The organism is Arthrobacter sp. D1-29, from assembly GCF_054130585.1.
In genome coordinates this window covers 1,944,043-1,957,555 of the sequence record NZ_CP096383.1, presented here as the reverse complement: position 1 = coordinate 1,957,555, position 13,513 = coordinate 1,944,043, and the positions used below count along the sequence as shown (strand labels likewise).

The following is a 13,513-nucleotide window of genomic DNA, read 5'->3' as shown; positions in this document are numbered from 1 at the left end:
GGGTACTCCTGGAATTCAGTGGTGGATTCTGCTGGCCGGCGTTGTCCGGGCGGAAGGCTCAGATACGGCAGGCGTGGATGCTGCTGACCAGGATGGCGCGTGCGCCGAGGTCGTAGAGCTCGTCCATGATCCGGTTGGTTTCCCTCTTGGGCACCATTGAGCGGACAGCCACCCAGTCGGAGTCCCGCAGCGGCGACACGGTGGGTGACTCAAGGCCGGGGGTCAGGGCCGCGGCGCGTTCCACCAGTTCCTTGCGGATGTCGTAGTCCATCAGGACATACTGGCGCGCCACCAGGACACCCTGGAGCCGGCGGATCAGGACCTCGATCTCCTTGGCAGTGCCGTTGGCGGCTCCACCCTCTCCGGTGCGGCGGATCAGGACGGCTTCGGATTTGAGGATGGGATCACCGAAGATTTCCATTCCGGCCGCCTTGAGGGTGCTGCCGGTCTCCACGACGTCGGCGATGGCGTCAGCCACGCCGAGGCGTACGGATGATTCCACGGCCCCGTCGAGGCGGACAACCCTGGCGTTGATCCCCAGCCCGGCGAGGTAGCCGCGCAGGAGGCCGTCATAGCTGGTGGCCAGCCGTTTGCCTTCAAGTTCCTCCACCTTGGCGAAGTCGCCCACGGGGCCGGCGAAGCGGAAGGTTGAGGCGGCAAAGCCGAGCGGGAGCAGTTCCTCCGCTTCCACTTCGGCGTCCAGCAGCAGGTCGCGGCCGGTGATGCCGACGTCGAGCGTTCCCTGGCCGACATAGACGGCGATGTCGCGCGGGCGGAGGAAGAAGAATTCGATGTCATTGTCAGGGTCCACCATGACCAGCTCGCGGGTGTCGCGGCGCTGGCGGTAACCGGCTTCGGACAGCATTTCGGAGGCGGCTTCGGACAGGGAGCCCTTGTTGGGTACGGCTACTCGCAGCATGGGGGTCTTTCTTGGTTGGGAGGTCTATTGATCAGGCAAACGGGCCACGCGGGGCACCGGCGGAGTTCTCCGTCCGCCGGGGTGCCGCAGTGGCTACAGATGCTTGTAGACGTCTTCCAGGGTCAGTCCTTTGGCGAGCATCAGGACCTGCAGGTGGTAGAGCAACTGGGAGATCTCCTCGGCCGCGGCCTCGTCGGATTCATACTCTGCGGCCATCCATACTTCGGCCGCTTCCTCCACGACTTTCTTGCCAATGCCGTGGACTCCGGACTCCAATTCAGCGACGGTGCGGGAGCCTGCCGGACGGGTGGCTGCCTTCTCACTCAGTTCAGCGAACAGCGTCTCGAAATTCTTCACGCCCTACAGCCTACTTGCTGCGGGCCCGGGGGCGCCTGTCGGGCCGTAGCATGACGGGTGCGGTGTGACGGAAGACACCCCGCACCCGTTTCTTTGCTAGCGGTACTGCTTGAGTACGACGGCGGTGGCCAGCGCCGCGGTAACTGCCTCATGGCCCTTGTCTTCCTTGGATCCCGGCAGCCCGGCCCGGTCCAGGCCCTGCTGCTCTGTGTCGCAGGTCAGGACGCCGAAGCCCACCGGCACTCCTGTGGAGACGCTGACATCGGTCAGTCCCGACGTCGCGGCCTGGCAGACGTACTCAAAGTGCGGTGTACCGCCCCGGATGACGACGCCGAGGGCAACCACCGCGTCGAAGTGCGGTGCCAGCCGCGCGGCAGCGACCGGAAGTTCGAAGCTGCCCGGAACCCTCACCACTGTGGGTTCGCTGATGCCGGCGTCCTTGGCGGCGCGGAGGGCACCGTCCAGGAGCCCGTCCATAATCTGGGTGTGCCAGCTGGCGGCCACAATGGCCAGCCGGAGCTGGGCCGTCTCGGCCGGGTTGAGGGTGGTGAGGTCAATATCTGGTGCGCCGTGTCCGCTCATGCGTAAATCGTGATCCGTTCAGTCTTGTTCGTGGTCGAAAGTGTCTGCCGCGATGGCAGGCACTGTGGCGATGTGGGTGTCCAGCGTGAGCCGGTGTTCCATCCGGTCTTTTTTCGTCTGCAGGTACCGGATGTTCTGGTCGCGGGAAGGCACCTCCGTGGGAACCATCTCCACCACCTTCACGCCGGCCTTGGCCAGCCTGTTCTGCTTGTCCGGGTTGTTGCTCAGCAGCCGGACCTCGTGGAGGCCCATCTCCGCCAACACCTGCGCCGCGGCGTTGTAGCACCGGGCATCCACCGGCAGCCCCAGCTGCTCATTGGCCTCCACCGTGTCGAAACCGGCTTCCTGGAGGGCGTAGGCCTTGATCTTGTTGGCCAATCCGATGCCCCGGCCCTCCTGGCCGCGCAGGTACAGCAGGGTTCCGCCGAACTCCTGGATCATCTCCAGGGCGTAAGCCAGCTGCTCACCGCAGTCACACCGGTAGGACCCGAAGATATCCCCGGTGAGGCATTCCGAGTGCAGCCGGACCAGCGGCGCCTTGCCGTCTTTGGGCGGATTGGGTGAACTGACGGCAAGGTGCTCGGCACCGGTGACCAGGTCGGTCCACGCCTGCGCCACAAAGTCACCGAACGCCGTGGGAAGCTGAACGATGGGACCGCCGCTAACGGGGTGGAGGACTTTGGTGTTGCCGGTTTGTCCCTTGTGGTGGCCGTTACTGTGGTGGCCGTTGCTGTGCTGGCCATTACTGTGGTGGCTGTTCCCATGGTGGCCGTTCTGGTGACTGTCGTCAGTAGCTCCGGAAGCCGTCATCGTATCTCCTCTTCTCCTCCCGGGTTCGTGGCCCGGGTACCTCTCTCCGCGGTGGCCGCGGGCCCTGCTCCAAGGTAAGCCACCAGATCCTCGATCGAGATCAGGGGGCAGCCGTGTTCAGCAGCGAAGCTCCGCAGTCCGTCCAAGCGCATCATTTCTCCGTCGTCATAGACAACTTCCGCGATCACGCCCACCGGCTCCAGTCCGGCGAGCCGGCAGAGGTCAACAGCGGCCTCGGTGTGGCCGGGACGCTCACGCACTCCCCCATTAACGGCCCGCAAGGGGAAAATATGCCCAGGCCTGGTCACGGAGGCAGGCCCGGCGGCCGGATCCGCCAGGACCCTGGCCGTCAGGGCGCGGTCCGTCGCAGAAATGCCGGTGCTCACGCCCACTGCGGCATCGCAGGAAACCGTGTACGCCGTACCCTTGGCGTCCTCGTTGACCAGCACCATGGGCGGCAGCGCCAAGGCGTCGGCGCGTTCACCTGACAGCGGGACGCAGATGACCCCTGAGCTGTACCGGATCGTCCAGCCCATCAGGGCCGGTGTGGCGTGCTGGGCCGCGAAGATGATGTCACCTTCGTTTTCGCGGTCCTCGTTGTCCACCACCAGCACGGGCCTGCCGTTGGCAATGGCACGGATTGCGTCCTCGACCGGATCAAGTCCCAGGGCTGGAGCAACTTTCAAGGCTGGCGCGGATATCGGCTCCAGCCGGGCCGTCCCGTTCATCGTGCACCGCCTGCGCCGCTGGTGACCGTGCTGCTGGATGCGCTGGCGCTGCTGACAGTGCTGGCGCTGGTGGCGGCACTGGTGCCGCTGCCGAAGCTGCTGGAAGCGCCTGCACTGAAAGCAAGGAGCCGCTCGGTGTACTTGGCGAGGACGTCAACTTCAAGGTTGACCCGGCTGCCTACCGTTTTTTCACCCAGTCCGGTCTCGGCCAGAGTGGTGGGGATCAGCCCCACTTCAAACCACGGTTCAGCTTCGGGGGCGGGGCTGACGGCCGTCACGGTGAGGGAGACGCCGTCGATTGCGATGGAGCCCTTCTCTGCAATGTAGCGGGCAAGGTTGGCGGGCACGCCGAAGCGGAGCCGTTCCCAGTTCCCCAGGGCTTCGCGTTCCAGCAGCCGTCCAACGCCGTCCACATGCCCCTGGACGACGTGCCCGTCCAGCCTTCCCCCGGCCTGCACGCAGCGCTCAAGGTTGACCGAGTCGCCGGAGGCCAGTTCGCCGATGGTGGTGCGGACCAGGGTTTCGCCCATCACGTCGACGCTGAATTCCTTGCCGTTGATCTCGGTCGCAGTCAGGCAGACGCCGTTCACGGCGATGGAACCGCCCAAGCCAAGCCCTTCCGTGGTGCCCGGGGCGTGCAGCCTGACGGTGGCGCTGGCATCGCCGTCCCTGTCAACGGACAGCACGTGGCCCTGTTCGGCAATAATTCCGGTAAACATCAGTAGCCTCCCAAGGCTTGTTCCGCGCCGGCGCGGGATGGTTGTGGTGCCAAAGCTTCGATTCGTTGCGGATGCAGGTGAAGTCTCAGGTCGCGGCCAAGCGTGCGCACCGCGCCGCCGTCGGACGCGTCCCATTCCCACTGCTGGGCATCCGCGAGGGTGCTGACCCCCAGCCCGTTCAGGGCAGGCGTCCCGGACCCGAGCAGCGTGGGGGCGAGGTAGACGATGAGTTCGTCCACGAGTTCTGCGGTGAGGAACGCACTGAGGATCCGCGATCCTCCCTCCACCATCAGGTGGCGGACGCCCGCGGCATAAAGCAGCGACAGCGCTTCCCGTGGATCACGCGTGGGCAGATGAAGAACGCGGCCGTCGTCGCCGCGGACGGCGGCATCGGCAGGAATGTCCCGCAGCCCCATGACTGCCCGCAATGGCTGCTTTCCAGCGGGGGCCCCGCCCGCGTCACGGGCGGTCAGCCGCGGGTTGTCCACCAGGACAGTCTGGGTTCCCACCAGGATGGCATCGATCCGGGCCCTCAGGGCATGATTGTCGGCCAGGGATTCGGGGCTCGAAATCCATTGGCTGGTGCCATCCTCGGCCGCGATCCGGCTGTCCAGGGTCTGGGCGATGTGAAGCGTCACGAAGGGACGTTTCGCGGCAACTGCCTGGAACCACTGTCGGTTCAGTTCCAGCGCCTCGCTGGCTGCAAGGCCGCTGCGGACACTAACACCTGCCTCCCGCAGCGTGGCCGCGCCCCCGGCAGCGGGGTCATGGGGGTCATCGACGGCGTAAATAACATCCGTGATGCCAGCACTGATGATCGCCTGGGCGCAGGGGCCCGTGCGCCCGGAGTGGTTGCAGGGTTCCAGCGTGACCACCATGGTTGAACCGCGGAGGTCAACTCCGGCGGCCGCTGCCTGTGCAATCGCGTCAGCTTCCGCGTGCGCGGTACCTGCGCCGCGGTGGTATCCGGTGACAAGTTGTTTGCCCTCGGCATCCACGACGACGGCGCCCACCAGCGGATTCGCACCACGCGGCCCCCGCAGGGCTTCTTCAAGGGCGGCATCCATGGCAGCCGTTTCCGCAGCGGTGAAAGCGGTCACGACGCCGTCGGGCGGCGCTGCCTGATGGGTGACTGTGCGTTGGGTGGCTGGCTGTTGGGTAGCCGGCTGTGTGGCGGGCCGGGCTTCGATCCGCTGCTCGGGTGCCGCCGTCACGGACTGGCCACCGGATCGGTAAAGGCGGACCCTGCACGTGCAGAGGTCCTGGCATCAAAGAGCCATCGCAAGGGGTTCATATCTGTGTGTCGTTCCTTCCCTCTAGAACCGCGATGGCTCCGGGGGTATACGACAGCGGAAAAACGGGGCGTCACAGGACACCACGGATACAGCTGTACGTGCTTCTCTCATCCAGACTTTAACTGTCGGTACCGGAATTTCACCGGTTCAACCGTCCGCCGGCTCTTCTCCTGAAGTGGAAAAGCACCGGCTCGCGGGTCGCGGACTATCACCGCCGGTTCGGACTTACACCGACCCCGGAGCACGTATTGTGTGTTGCTATTCTGCCACAACCCCGAAGGGCTCCAGACTATTCCGCCGACACAGCACTTAATGTTTGGCTGCCAGCAGCGCGCAGCCGCTCGATGGCAGCTGCGGGGTCCTCTGCGCCGTAAACCGCGGAACCCGCGACAAAGACGTTGGCACCGGCTTCGGCTGCCCGGACGATGGTTTCCTCCGTGATGCCCCCGTCCACCTGGATGGCCACCCCGATCCCCGATCCGTCTATGGCCGCCCGGGCACGGCGGATCTTGGGGAGCGTCAGGTCCAGGAAGGACTGCCCGCCGAAGCCGGGCTCCACCGTCATGATCAGCAGCATGTCCAGCTCGGAGAGCATGTCAAGATACGGTTCCACCGGCGTTCCCGGCCGCAGTGCCATCCCCGCCTTGGATCCGCGCGCACGCAGCTCACGGGCAAGCTTGACCGGTGCGATGGATGCCTCGGCATGGAAGGTCACCGAAGCAAGCCCGGCCTCGGCAAATCCGGGGGCCCAGCGGTCGGCGTCGGAAATCATCAGGTGGGCGTCCAGGGGCACCGGGCTGACAGCCTGGATCCGCTGGACCACGGGCAGGCCAATAGTGAGGTTGGGAACAAAATGGTTGTCCATCACGTCAACGTGCACGGCGTCGGCATTGCCGATGCGCTGCAGTTCGGCTTCGAGGTTGACGAAGTCTGCGGAGAGGATGCTCGGGTTGATGCAGCATTGGGTCATGGTGAACCTTTCACTGGGTCTGCGGGATACGACTTCTGCATCCGGAAGGCTGTCTGGCACTGCCCGGTAATGACAGGTCAGGCTTTTTTGCGGATGAGGGCAAGGAACATGGCGTCAGTGCTGTGGACGTGCGGCCACAGCTGGGCGGTGGACCCGTTGCCCGCGCCGAGGTTGCCGGTGAGGCTCACTTTATCCAGCGCGGCACCGGCATCCAGCAGCTCAAAGTCATCCCGCTTCCGGAGGGCATCGGTGACCACGGCTGTGGTTTCGGCAGGATGCGGTGAGCAGGTCACATAGGCCACCACTCCCCCCGGGCGGACGGCGGCAAGGGCGGACTTGAGGAGGTCACGCTGCAGCGGCCCCAGGTCGGCAAGGTCTTTGGGGGTACGGCGCCATCGGGATTCCGGGCGGCGGCGGAGCGCACCGAGCCCGCTGCAGGGCACATCCACCAGGACGCGGTCGAAGGATTCCGGCTGTTCGGTGCCCAGTTCGCGGCCGTCGCCGGTGCGCACCTGCCAGACGTCCTTCGGCACGGCGGCCAGGGCCTGGCTGACCAGCTTGGCCCGGTGCGGGGCAGGTTCGTTGGCCAGGAGTGTGGCGCCCTGCTGTTTGGCGAGGGCGGCCAGAAGCGCAGCCTTGCCGCCGGGCCCTGCACACAGGTCCAGCCATGACTCGTCCGTGGCCCCGCCGTCCGTACCAGCCGCGGCACGCGGCAGAACGTCTGCAGCCGCCATGGCCCGGGCTACCAGCTGGGAGCCCACGTCCTGGACACGGGTGCTCCCGGCCCGTACTGATGCGAGGCGGCCAAGGTCGCCGCCGCTGGACAGTGCGGAACCTTCCACAAGCCCGCCAGGTGTTGCACCGTTCTCGAGCGCCTCATCCAGGCTCCCCAGCCCCGGCAACGCAACCAGGTTGACTACGGGAGCGGCGTTATCGGCGTCGAGCAGTTCATTGATTTCGGTGGCCGGGCGGCCATGCGCCACCAGCGATTGGCGCATGGCGCGCACAATCCATTCCGGGTGGGCATAGCGAATGGAGGATACCTTGGTTTCATCGGTTTCCCCGGCGACCAGCAGCTCCAGCCATTCCTCGAGCGTGTGCGCTGTCACCTTGCGCAGCACCGCGTTGATGAGGGCGGACGGGCCCGCTCCAATAACAGCGCGGGCCAGGCCAACAGTCTGGTCCAGCGCGGCATGGGCAGGGACACGCATGGCCAGCAGCTGGTGGGTGCCGATCCGAAGGGCGTCCAGGATGGCGGGATCCAGCTGATCCAGCGGCCTGTCGACGCACCGGGCCAGGATGGCGTCATACGTCCCCTGGCCACGGAGTGCCCCGTAGCTGAGTTCGGTGGCGAAGCCGGCGTCGCGTTTGTCCAGCCCGTGGTGCCGGATCCGAGCAGGCAGCACCAGGTTGGCGTAGGCGTCCTCGGCCGCTACAGCCCGCAGGACTTCGAAGGCCACCAGCCGAGCCGGATCTGCCCTCCGGGTGCGCTGTGCCGGGGCATTCTCCGTGAAGCTGCGCTGCGGGCCGCGGTTCCGTTCCCGGCCCTGCGCGTTGCGCTGGCTGCCGTCCCGCGGCCCCCCGCCGCCGCGTTGTCCGCCACTGCCTTGTCCGCCACTGCCGCCCTGGCTGCGGCCGCTTTGGCCGCGGCCACTTTGGCCGCGGCCGCCTGGATTTCCGCCGGACCCGCTCATTCGAACACCACGCTTTCAAGGGAAGCCATGCCGCGCGCCCAATCAGCGGCGGCCATCATCTTTTTGCCGGCGGGCTGGATCCGGGTCAGCTCCACGGCGTGGGATCCCGTCCCCACCAGGACGCTCTTCCCGTCAACCGCCACAGCACCGGGGGCCAGGTCCTGGATTTCCGGCCGGAGCCGCACCGGCTCGAGTTTGACGCGCTGGGCGTCCAGGGTGGTCCAGGCGCCAGGCTCCGGGGTAACCCCGCGGGCCCTTCTGCCGATGGCCAGTGCCGGCTGGTTCCAATGGATCCGGCCGTCGTCGAGGGTCAGCTTGGGAGCCAGCGAAACATCGCCCTGCTGGGGCTCGGGAACGGCCCTGCCTGCCTCCACTGCTGACAGCGTCTGGCTCAGGAGGACCGCACCGCTGTGGGACAGCCGCTCGAGCAGCTCTCCTGCGGTGTCGTCAGGGCCAACCTGCTCCGTGAGTGTCCCGAAGACGGGACCAGTGTCCAGCCCTTCCTCCAGAAGGAAGGTGACGGCCCCTGTGATGTCATCGCCGGCCATCACGGCCCGCTGCACGGGAGCTGCGCCGCGCCAGGCGGGAAGAAGCGAAAAGTGCAGGTTGATCCAACCGTGCCGGGGAATATCAAGGGCCGCGCGGGGAATCAGCCCGCCGTAGGCCACGATGGCGGCCACGTCCGGTTTCACCCCGGCGATCTTCGCCGTGACGGACTCATCCACGCGGGCGGCATGGATGACCTCGATGCCCAGCTCCATGGCCCGCGCCGCAACGGGCGACGGCGTCATCACGCGTTTACGGCCGATCGGCGCGTCCGGCCGGGTCAGGACCGCCACGACGTCGAAACCTGCCTGGACGAGGGCGTCCAGCGATGGGACCGCCACGGCAGGGGTCCCGGCGAAAAGTACCCTCATTTGCTGCGGCCGGCCGGATTCGTCCCGGCAGCGGCACCAAAACTTGCCGCGGCACCAAAGCTTGCGCCGCCGAAACTGGACCCGACAGATTTGGCGCGCTCCGCCGTCGTGCGTTCCGTGACGGCGTCATAGTTGGCGTTGCGGATGGAGCGCAGGGCTGCCTTCCGATCCTCGCCCTCCAGCCTGTCAGTGTAGAGAATGCCGTCCAGGTGGTCCGTCTCATGCTGGAAGCACCGTGCCAGCATGCCTTCGCCCTCCACGGTGACGGGATTGCCGTGGAGGTCAGCGCCCGTGACCCGGGTGGCCCGGAAACGGCGGACCGGGAAACCAAGCCCGGGGATGGAGAGGCAGCCTTCCACCTGGTCCGGCTGGTAGTCGTCGCTGTTTTCCAGGACGGGGTTGATGATGTGGCCCTCGACGCCGTCGATGCGGTAGGTGAAGACCCGCTGGCTTACGCCTATTTGCGGGGCAGCGAGCCCCGCACCGTCCACGTCCTCCATGGTTTCGGTCATGTCTGCTACGAGCTTGGCCAGCTCCGGCCCGAATTCCGTCACGGGATCGGCGACTGTGCGCAGCACAGGATCACCGATGATGCGGATATTCAGAATGGCCATGTGCTGTTTTTCCTCACGGTGGACGGTAAAGGGAACCAATCCAGTTTAGGTGCAGGTACTTGAGGGCAGGGACTTTACTTGCGGAGACCGGCCGCTAGGCCATCCGGACCTGCGCCAAGGGTGGTGGAGCAACCGGAAGCAGGGCGGAGCCTGCGCTGATGGTGTCCGCCGACAGCTCCCAAACCCGCCTCAGCGCGCAGAACTTCCACCAGTGGTGTTTGAGGACTTCCGGGTTGGCCCGGACCGGGCGGACTTCCGTCTCACCAATCGCCACAGCCAGGAGGACGGGGTTCTCCCCGTATTTCCAGGCCTCCCATTCCCCCGCGACGGCATCCACCAGGCTTTCTTCAGCCTTCATGCCGGCCACCAGCTGCATGACCACCTTGTCATCGAGCGGTTTGACGGTGCCCTCACGGGTGGTGCCTTTTGTTTTGTAGTCGATGAGGCAGATGCGGCCATTGATCCGGGCCACCAGGTCCAGGGTTCCGGCGTAGCCAACGGACTTGTTCCAGACAGTGATTTCCGGGGCTATGGGCTCCACACCAAACAGCTCCCACCATTCGTCAAAGCGGACGGCGAAGGCTTCCTCCCCGTTAGCCGCGAGTGCTTCCCGCGTTTCCTTCATGGTGTGGGGCCGGCCCAGGGCGCGGAGGGCAACCTGCTCGCAGTAGCTGTGGACACGGTCACCACGCCGGGCTGCTTCATCACGGTAGGTCTCGGCCGCCTTGGAGGCCCGGTTGACGGCCTGCCTGATCTTGGCGGGGCTGCCCAGGCAGTCAGCCAGCAGCGGATCCTTCGCCAGGCTGCTGGCCCCCATGTATCCGAACCAGCCGTCAAGGCCGTGCGGCTGCTGGCCGATGACAGTGGTGATGGACGGAACGGAGAACTGCTCAGTGGTGGACCGCGCATACATGCGGCCATACTCCGTGGCGTGGGCAAGAAGTGGATCAGTCATAGAAAGACTCTTTCACAAGGGGGTGACAGAAAGGCACGCACAAAAAAGGTCCGTTTCCACTCGAATGAGCAGAAACGGACCAGATTCCTCGGTGGGCGATACTGGGTTCGAACCAGTGACCTCTTCGGTGTGAACGAAGCGCGCTACCACTGCGCCAATCGCCCCGATGCATTTGAATGCTAGCCCACCCTGGAGGGTTTTGGAAATCCGTTGCTCATGGCCGGAAGAACGCCAGCAAACCGCCAGCAAATCATTGCCGAATCCAGCGCAAATTACACGCCTGTAATTTAGAAAAACCCCTAGATTGCAGGGATCCAGGCCCCTTATGACCGCCCGACGCCCGGCGATTTGGAGATTCCCTGAACCTCCTATAGAGTTTTTACTCGTTGGAACGCGAGGAAATGCCGGTAACGGCACGGAATTCGCACTCCAAAATGCGGACGTAGCTCAGCTGGTAGAGCACCACCTTGCCAAGGTGGATGTCGCGAGTTCGAATCTCGTCGTCCGCTCGCAGGACACTGTCACGGCAATGATTCTTCGGAATCGACGCTTACACGGTGGGTTGGCCGAGAGGCGAGGCAGCGGCCTGCAAAGCCGTATACACGGGTTCGAATCCCGTACCCACCTCGGTGAAAACCATGGTTTCCGGTTCAGGCCGGATGGCAATGGGCGATTGGCGCAGCGGTAGCGCGCTTCCCTGACACGGAAGAGGTCACTGGTTCGATCCCAGTATCGCCCACCAGGCAAGGAAACTTGCTTCTTGCAGTAGGTTCGGCCCCGGCGGAACCGATGCATTGCGGACGTAGCTCAGCTGGTAGAGCACCACCTTGCCAAGGTGGATGTCGCGAGTTCGAATCTCGTCGTCCGCTCTCTTCTTCCCCATGTCTTAGGCACACAAGTTCCTGAAGAGATGGCCGGACTTCCGGTTCCGGGCGATTGGCGCAGCGGTAGCGCGCTTCCCTGACACGGAAGAGGTCACTGGTTCGATCCCAGTATCGCCCACAGCAGCAGCTCTGACGGAGCTGCTTTTTTATTGCACTTGCCTGTCACAGGACCGGCACTTCCTGCCGATCTGCCCCGCATCGACTCCAAATGTGCCCACCCTTCCCAACCCCCCAGCCTTACTGACCAACACTTGACAACTTTTGTCAAAGACCTTGGAATGCTCCGGCAACAGGGCTAAGATCGGTTGCGCGAGGAGCGACCTGGCTCCGCGATTGAAGGGAGGTGCTCGTGGGACTGATTGACGATCTTAAGGGCAAGGCTCAAGGTCTCATCCATGGCAACGAGCAGGCCATCAAGGACGGCATCACCAAGGCCGGCGATTTTGTCGACACGAAAACCGGCGGCAAGTACGCAGGTCACGTGGACAAAATCCAGGATGGCGCTTCCAGATTCGTTGACAAAAACGACGGAACACCTGACCAGCCACCTGCCAGCGGGCAGGTACCGCCGGCTCCTCCGGCAGACAGGGCTCCGTAAGCAGGATTTGGCCAGGGCTTTGCCCTACACGTCAAGGGGGTGCAGGTCCCGCCGCGAGGCGGCACCTGCACCTTTGGCATTTAAGGAGGCATCCTCGCCGCCGTGGGCTGGCACTCCGGTTTCAGGACCCCGAGTTTCAGGACACCACGCGTTTCAGGACGCCGCGTGTTACAAGTCAAAGCATCCCTCCCGGTAACGTGCTGGTTATGCCTGAGTCCCCCGCAGCCACCCCGGTATCAGCTTCCCGCAGTCTTCACCGCCTCTCCCAGCCCATCGTCGCCGGCATTGTCACCGCCCTGGTGGGCTTTACCTCATCCTTTGCCGTAGTGCTCGCCGGACTTCAGGCAGTTGGCGCCGATCCCCGGCAGGCGGCTTCAGGCCTGCTGGCCCTGACCCTGGTCTTCGGACTCGGGGTCCTGTGGCTTTCCTGGCGCTCCAAAGTCCCGGTGACCCTGGCGTGGTCCACCCCCGGAGCGGCACTCCTTGCCGGTTCCGGAGGAGTCGACGGCGGCTGGCCGGCCGCCGTCGGCGCTTTCCTCATCACGGGCGTCCTGATTGCCCTGACGGGCCTCATCCCGGCACTGGGCCGGCTGTTTACCCGTATTCCTGAGCCCCTGGCGCAGGCGATGCTGGCCGGCGTACTGCTGTCCCTGTGCCTGGCACCCTTCAAAGCACTGGGCAGCACCCCGGTACTGGTGGCCCCGGTAATCATCTGCTGGCTGCTCATGATGAAGTTCGCGCCCCGCTGGTCGGTACCGTCGTCGCTGCTGGTGGCACTGGCCGTCATCGGAATCCAGGTGGCCATTGACGGTCCAGCCCCCACCCAGGCGGGCCTGCTTCCGGAACTTATCTGGACCACACCGGCGTTCAGTCTGCAGGCAATTGCCGGAATTGCGTTGCCGCTTTTCATCGTGACCATGGCATCGCAGAACATCCCGGGGGTGGCCGTGCTCAAGTCCTTTGGCTACACCACGCCGTGGGCCCCGTCCATGCTGCTTACCGGAGCCGGCACCATGCTCAGTGCTCCGTTCGGCGGCCATGCCATCAACCTTGCCGCCCTCAGCGCAGCCCTTGCTGCCGGCCCCGAAGCGGGCCAGGACAGGAAGAAACGGTGGATTGCGGCTTTTACCTCCGGCCTTGCCTATACGGTGCTGGCGCTCTTCTCTGCCGCCCTCGTGGCGGTGGTGACGTCCGCTCCCCCGGGAATGCTGGAGGCAGTGGCAGGCCTGGCCCTGATCGGCACGCTGGCAGCTTCTGTTTCCTCCGCCCTGGCCGTACCCGAGGACCGGACCGCCGCGTCAATAACTTTCCTCATCGCGGCCTCCGGACTCAGCTTTGCCGGGATCGGGGCAGCATTCTGGGCACTGGCGGCCGGCCTGGCGGTGCGTTGGATTTTCAAGGACCGCAAGCCACAAGGCTGAAGTTGGCCCCGCCGTCGTGGGGCACTTTGGACCACAAAACCCAGGAAACA

At 65.1% G+C, this 13,513-nt stretch carries 14 protein-coding genes, 6 tRNA genes and 1 riboswitch; of the genes, 7 read left to right on the top strand and 13 right to left on the bottom strand.

All coding sequences use genetic code 11. From position 1 onward, the window contains the following. Nucleotides 1-58: 58 nt before the first annotated feature. The 13 genes from hisG to M1E17_RS09035 all read right to left on the bottom strand — a co-directional run bounded on the left by hisG (nucleotide 59) and on the right by M1E17_RS09035 (nucleotide 10,724). Complete coding sequence (gene hisG / locus M1E17_RS09095; RefSeq protein WP_457966827.1) at nucleotides 59-919, bottom strand: ATP phosphoribosyltransferase; 861 nt, start codon at nucleotides 917-919, stop codon at nucleotides 59-61. A gap of 93 nt (nucleotides 920-1,012) precedes the next feature. Further along, on the bottom strand, nucleotides 1,013-1,276 hold the full coding sequence (locus tag M1E17_RS09090) for a phosphoribosyl-ATP diphosphatase (protein ID WP_028270786.1): 264 nt from the start codon (nucleotides 1,274-1,276) through the stop codon (nucleotides 1,013-1,015). 96 nt (nucleotides 1,277-1,372) lie between these two features. Further along, nucleotides 1,373-1,858: a 6,7-dimethyl-8-ribityllumazine synthase gene (gene ribH / locus M1E17_RS09085; RefSeq protein WP_267278685.1), complete on the bottom strand. Its 486-nt coding sequence runs from the start codon at nucleotides 1,856-1,858 to the stop codon at nucleotides 1,373-1,375. An 18-nt stretch (nucleotides 1,859-1,876) separates the two neighbouring features. Then, a complete protein-coding gene (gene ribA / locus M1E17_RS09080; protein WP_457966826.1) occupies nucleotides 1,877-2,668 on the bottom strand; it encodes a GTP cyclohydrolase II in 792 nt (263 codons plus the stop codon). Next, nucleotides 2,665-3,396, bottom strand: coding sequence for a 3,4-dihydroxy-2-butanone-4-phosphate synthase (gene ribB / locus M1E17_RS09075; protein WP_457966825.1), 732 nt, complete (start codon nucleotides 3,394-3,396; stop codon nucleotides 2,665-2,667). Before ribB ends, ribA begins: the two co-directional genes overlap by 4 nt. Beyond that, nucleotides 3,393-4,115: a riboflavin synthase gene (locus tag M1E17_RS09070; protein WP_457966824.1), complete on the bottom strand. Its 723-nt coding sequence runs from the start codon at nucleotides 4,113-4,115 to the stop codon at nucleotides 3,393-3,395. The genes ribB and M1E17_RS09070 overlap by 4 nt, the downstream gene beginning before the upstream one ends. Beyond that, complete coding sequence (gene ribD / locus M1E17_RS09065; protein WP_457967663.1) at nucleotides 4,115-5,182, bottom strand: bifunctional diaminohydroxyphosphoribosylaminopyrimidine deaminase/5-amino-6-(5-phosphoribosylamino)uracil reductase RibD; 1,068 nt, start codon at nucleotides 5,180-5,182, stop codon at nucleotides 4,115-4,117. Before ribD ends, M1E17_RS09070 begins: the two co-directional genes overlap by 1 nt. 322 nt (nucleotides 5,183-5,504) lie before the next feature. Next, nucleotides 5,505-5,659: riboswitch (FMN riboswitch) on the bottom strand. Between the two features lie 40 nt (nucleotides 5,660-5,699). Beyond that, nucleotides 5,700-6,380, bottom strand: a complete 681-nt coding sequence (rpe, locus tag M1E17_RS09060; protein ID WP_457966823.1) for a ribulose-phosphate 3-epimerase — start codon at nucleotides 6,378-6,380, stop codon at nucleotides 5,700-5,702. A gap of 77 nt (nucleotides 6,381-6,457) precedes the next feature. Further along, nucleotides 6,458-8,074 carry an RsmB/NOP family class I SAM-dependent RNA methyltransferase gene (locus M1E17_RS09055; RefSeq protein ID WP_457966822.1) on the bottom strand — a complete coding sequence of 539 codons (1,617 nt, stop codon included), beginning with the start codon at nucleotides 8,072-8,074 and terminating at the stop codon, nucleotides 6,458-6,460. Next, nucleotides 8,071-8,991 (bottom strand): methionyl-tRNA formyltransferase, encoded by a 921-nt coding sequence (fmt, locus tag M1E17_RS09050; protein ID WP_457966821.1) that lies wholly within the window; start codon nucleotides 8,989-8,991, stop codon nucleotides 8,071-8,073. Before fmt ends, M1E17_RS09055 begins: the two co-directional genes overlap by 4 nt. After that, nucleotides 8,988-9,605, bottom strand: coding sequence for a peptide deformylase (gene def / locus M1E17_RS09045; protein ID WP_457966820.1), 618 nt, complete (start codon nucleotides 9,603-9,605; stop codon nucleotides 8,988-8,990). The genes fmt and def overlap by 4 nt, the downstream gene beginning before the upstream one ends. Nucleotides 9,606-9,699: 94 nt before the next feature. Beyond that, nucleotides 9,700-10,560 carry a cytochrome gene (locus tag M1E17_RS09040; protein WP_457966819.1) on the bottom strand — a complete coding sequence of 287 codons (861 nt, stop codon included), beginning with the start codon at nucleotides 10,558-10,560 and terminating at the stop codon, nucleotides 9,700-9,702. A gap of 92 nt (nucleotides 10,561-10,652) precedes the next feature. Beyond that, nucleotides 10,653-10,724, bottom strand: a tRNA-Val gene (locus M1E17_RS09035). Between the two features lie 272 nt (nucleotides 10,725-10,996). Between M1E17_RS09035 and M1E17_RS09030 the strand changes: the two genes are divergently transcribed. From M1E17_RS09030 to M1E17_RS09000, 7 genes are all read left to right on the top strand, one after another. After that, nucleotides 10,997-11,069 (top strand) — tRNA-Gly (locus M1E17_RS09030). 47 nt (nucleotides 11,070-11,116) lie between these two features. Further along, nucleotides 11,117-11,187 (top strand) — tRNA-Cys (locus tag M1E17_RS09025). A 40-nt stretch (nucleotides 11,188-11,227) separates the two neighbouring features. Next, nucleotides 11,228-11,302: transfer RNA gene (locus M1E17_RS09020), tRNA-Val, on the top strand. Between the two features lie 54 nt (nucleotides 11,303-11,356). Continuing rightward, nucleotides 11,357-11,429 (top strand) — tRNA-Gly (locus M1E17_RS09015). Nucleotides 11,430-11,490: 61 nt separating this feature from the next. Then, a tRNA-Val gene (locus M1E17_RS09010) sits at nucleotides 11,491-11,562 on the top strand. Nucleotides 11,563-11,793: 231 nt separating this feature from the next. Next, nucleotides 11,794-12,042 (top strand): antitoxin, encoded by a 249-nt coding sequence (locus M1E17_RS09005; protein WP_457966818.1) that lies wholly within the window; start codon nucleotides 11,794-11,796, stop codon nucleotides 12,040-12,042. A gap of 206 nt (nucleotides 12,043-12,248) precedes the next feature. After that, on the top strand, nucleotides 12,249-13,463 hold the full coding sequence (locus M1E17_RS09000; protein WP_457966817.1) for a benzoate/H(+) symporter BenE family transporter: 1,215 nt from the start codon (nucleotides 12,249-12,251) through the stop codon (nucleotides 13,461-13,463). Nucleotides 13,464-13,513 lie beyond the last annotated feature (50 nt).

Coding starts and splice junctions, on each gene's coding strand:
- hisG (WP_457966827.1), bottom strand. CDS start 919: ATGCTGCGAGTAGCCGTACCCAACAAGGGCTCCCTGTCCGAAGCCGCC.
- ribH (WP_267278685.1), bottom strand. CDS start 1,858: ATGAGCGGACACGGCGCACCAGATATTGACCTCACCACCCTCAACCCG.
- ribA (WP_457966826.1), bottom strand. CDS start 2,668: ATGACGGCTTCCGGAGCTACTGACGACAGTCACCAGAACGGCCACCAT.
- ribB (WP_457966825.1), bottom strand. CDS start 3,396: ATGAACGGGACGGCCCGGCTGGAGCCGATATCCGCGCCAGCCTTGAAA.
- M1E17_RS09070 (WP_457966824.1), bottom strand. CDS start 4,115: ATGTTTACCGGAATTATTGCCGAACAGGGCCACGTGCTGTCCGTTGAC.
- ribD (WP_457967663.1), bottom strand. CDS start 5,182: ATGGATGCCGCCCTTGAAGAAGCCCTGCGGGGGCCGCGTGGTGCGAAT.
- rpe (WP_457966823.1), bottom strand. CDS start 6,380: ATGACCCAATGCTGCATCAACCCGAGCATCCTCTCCGCAGACTTCGTC.
- M1E17_RS09055 (WP_457966822.1), bottom strand. CDS start 8,074: ATGAGCGGGTCCGGCGGAAATCCAGGCGGCCGCGGCCAAAGTGGCCGC.
- fmt (WP_457966821.1), bottom strand. CDS start 8,991: ATGAGGGTACTTTTCGCCGGGACCCCTGCCGTGGCGGTCCCATCGCTG.
- def (WP_457966820.1), bottom strand. CDS start 9,605: ATGGCCATTCTGAATATCCGCATCATCGGTGATCCTGTGCTGCGCACA.
- M1E17_RS09040 (WP_457966819.1), bottom strand. CDS start 10,560: ATGACTGATCCACTTCTTGCCCACGCCACGGAGTATGGCCGCATGTAT.
- M1E17_RS09000 (WP_457966817.1), top strand. CDS start 12,249: ATGCCTGAGTCCCCCGCAGCCACCCCGGTATCAGCTTCCCGCAGTCTT.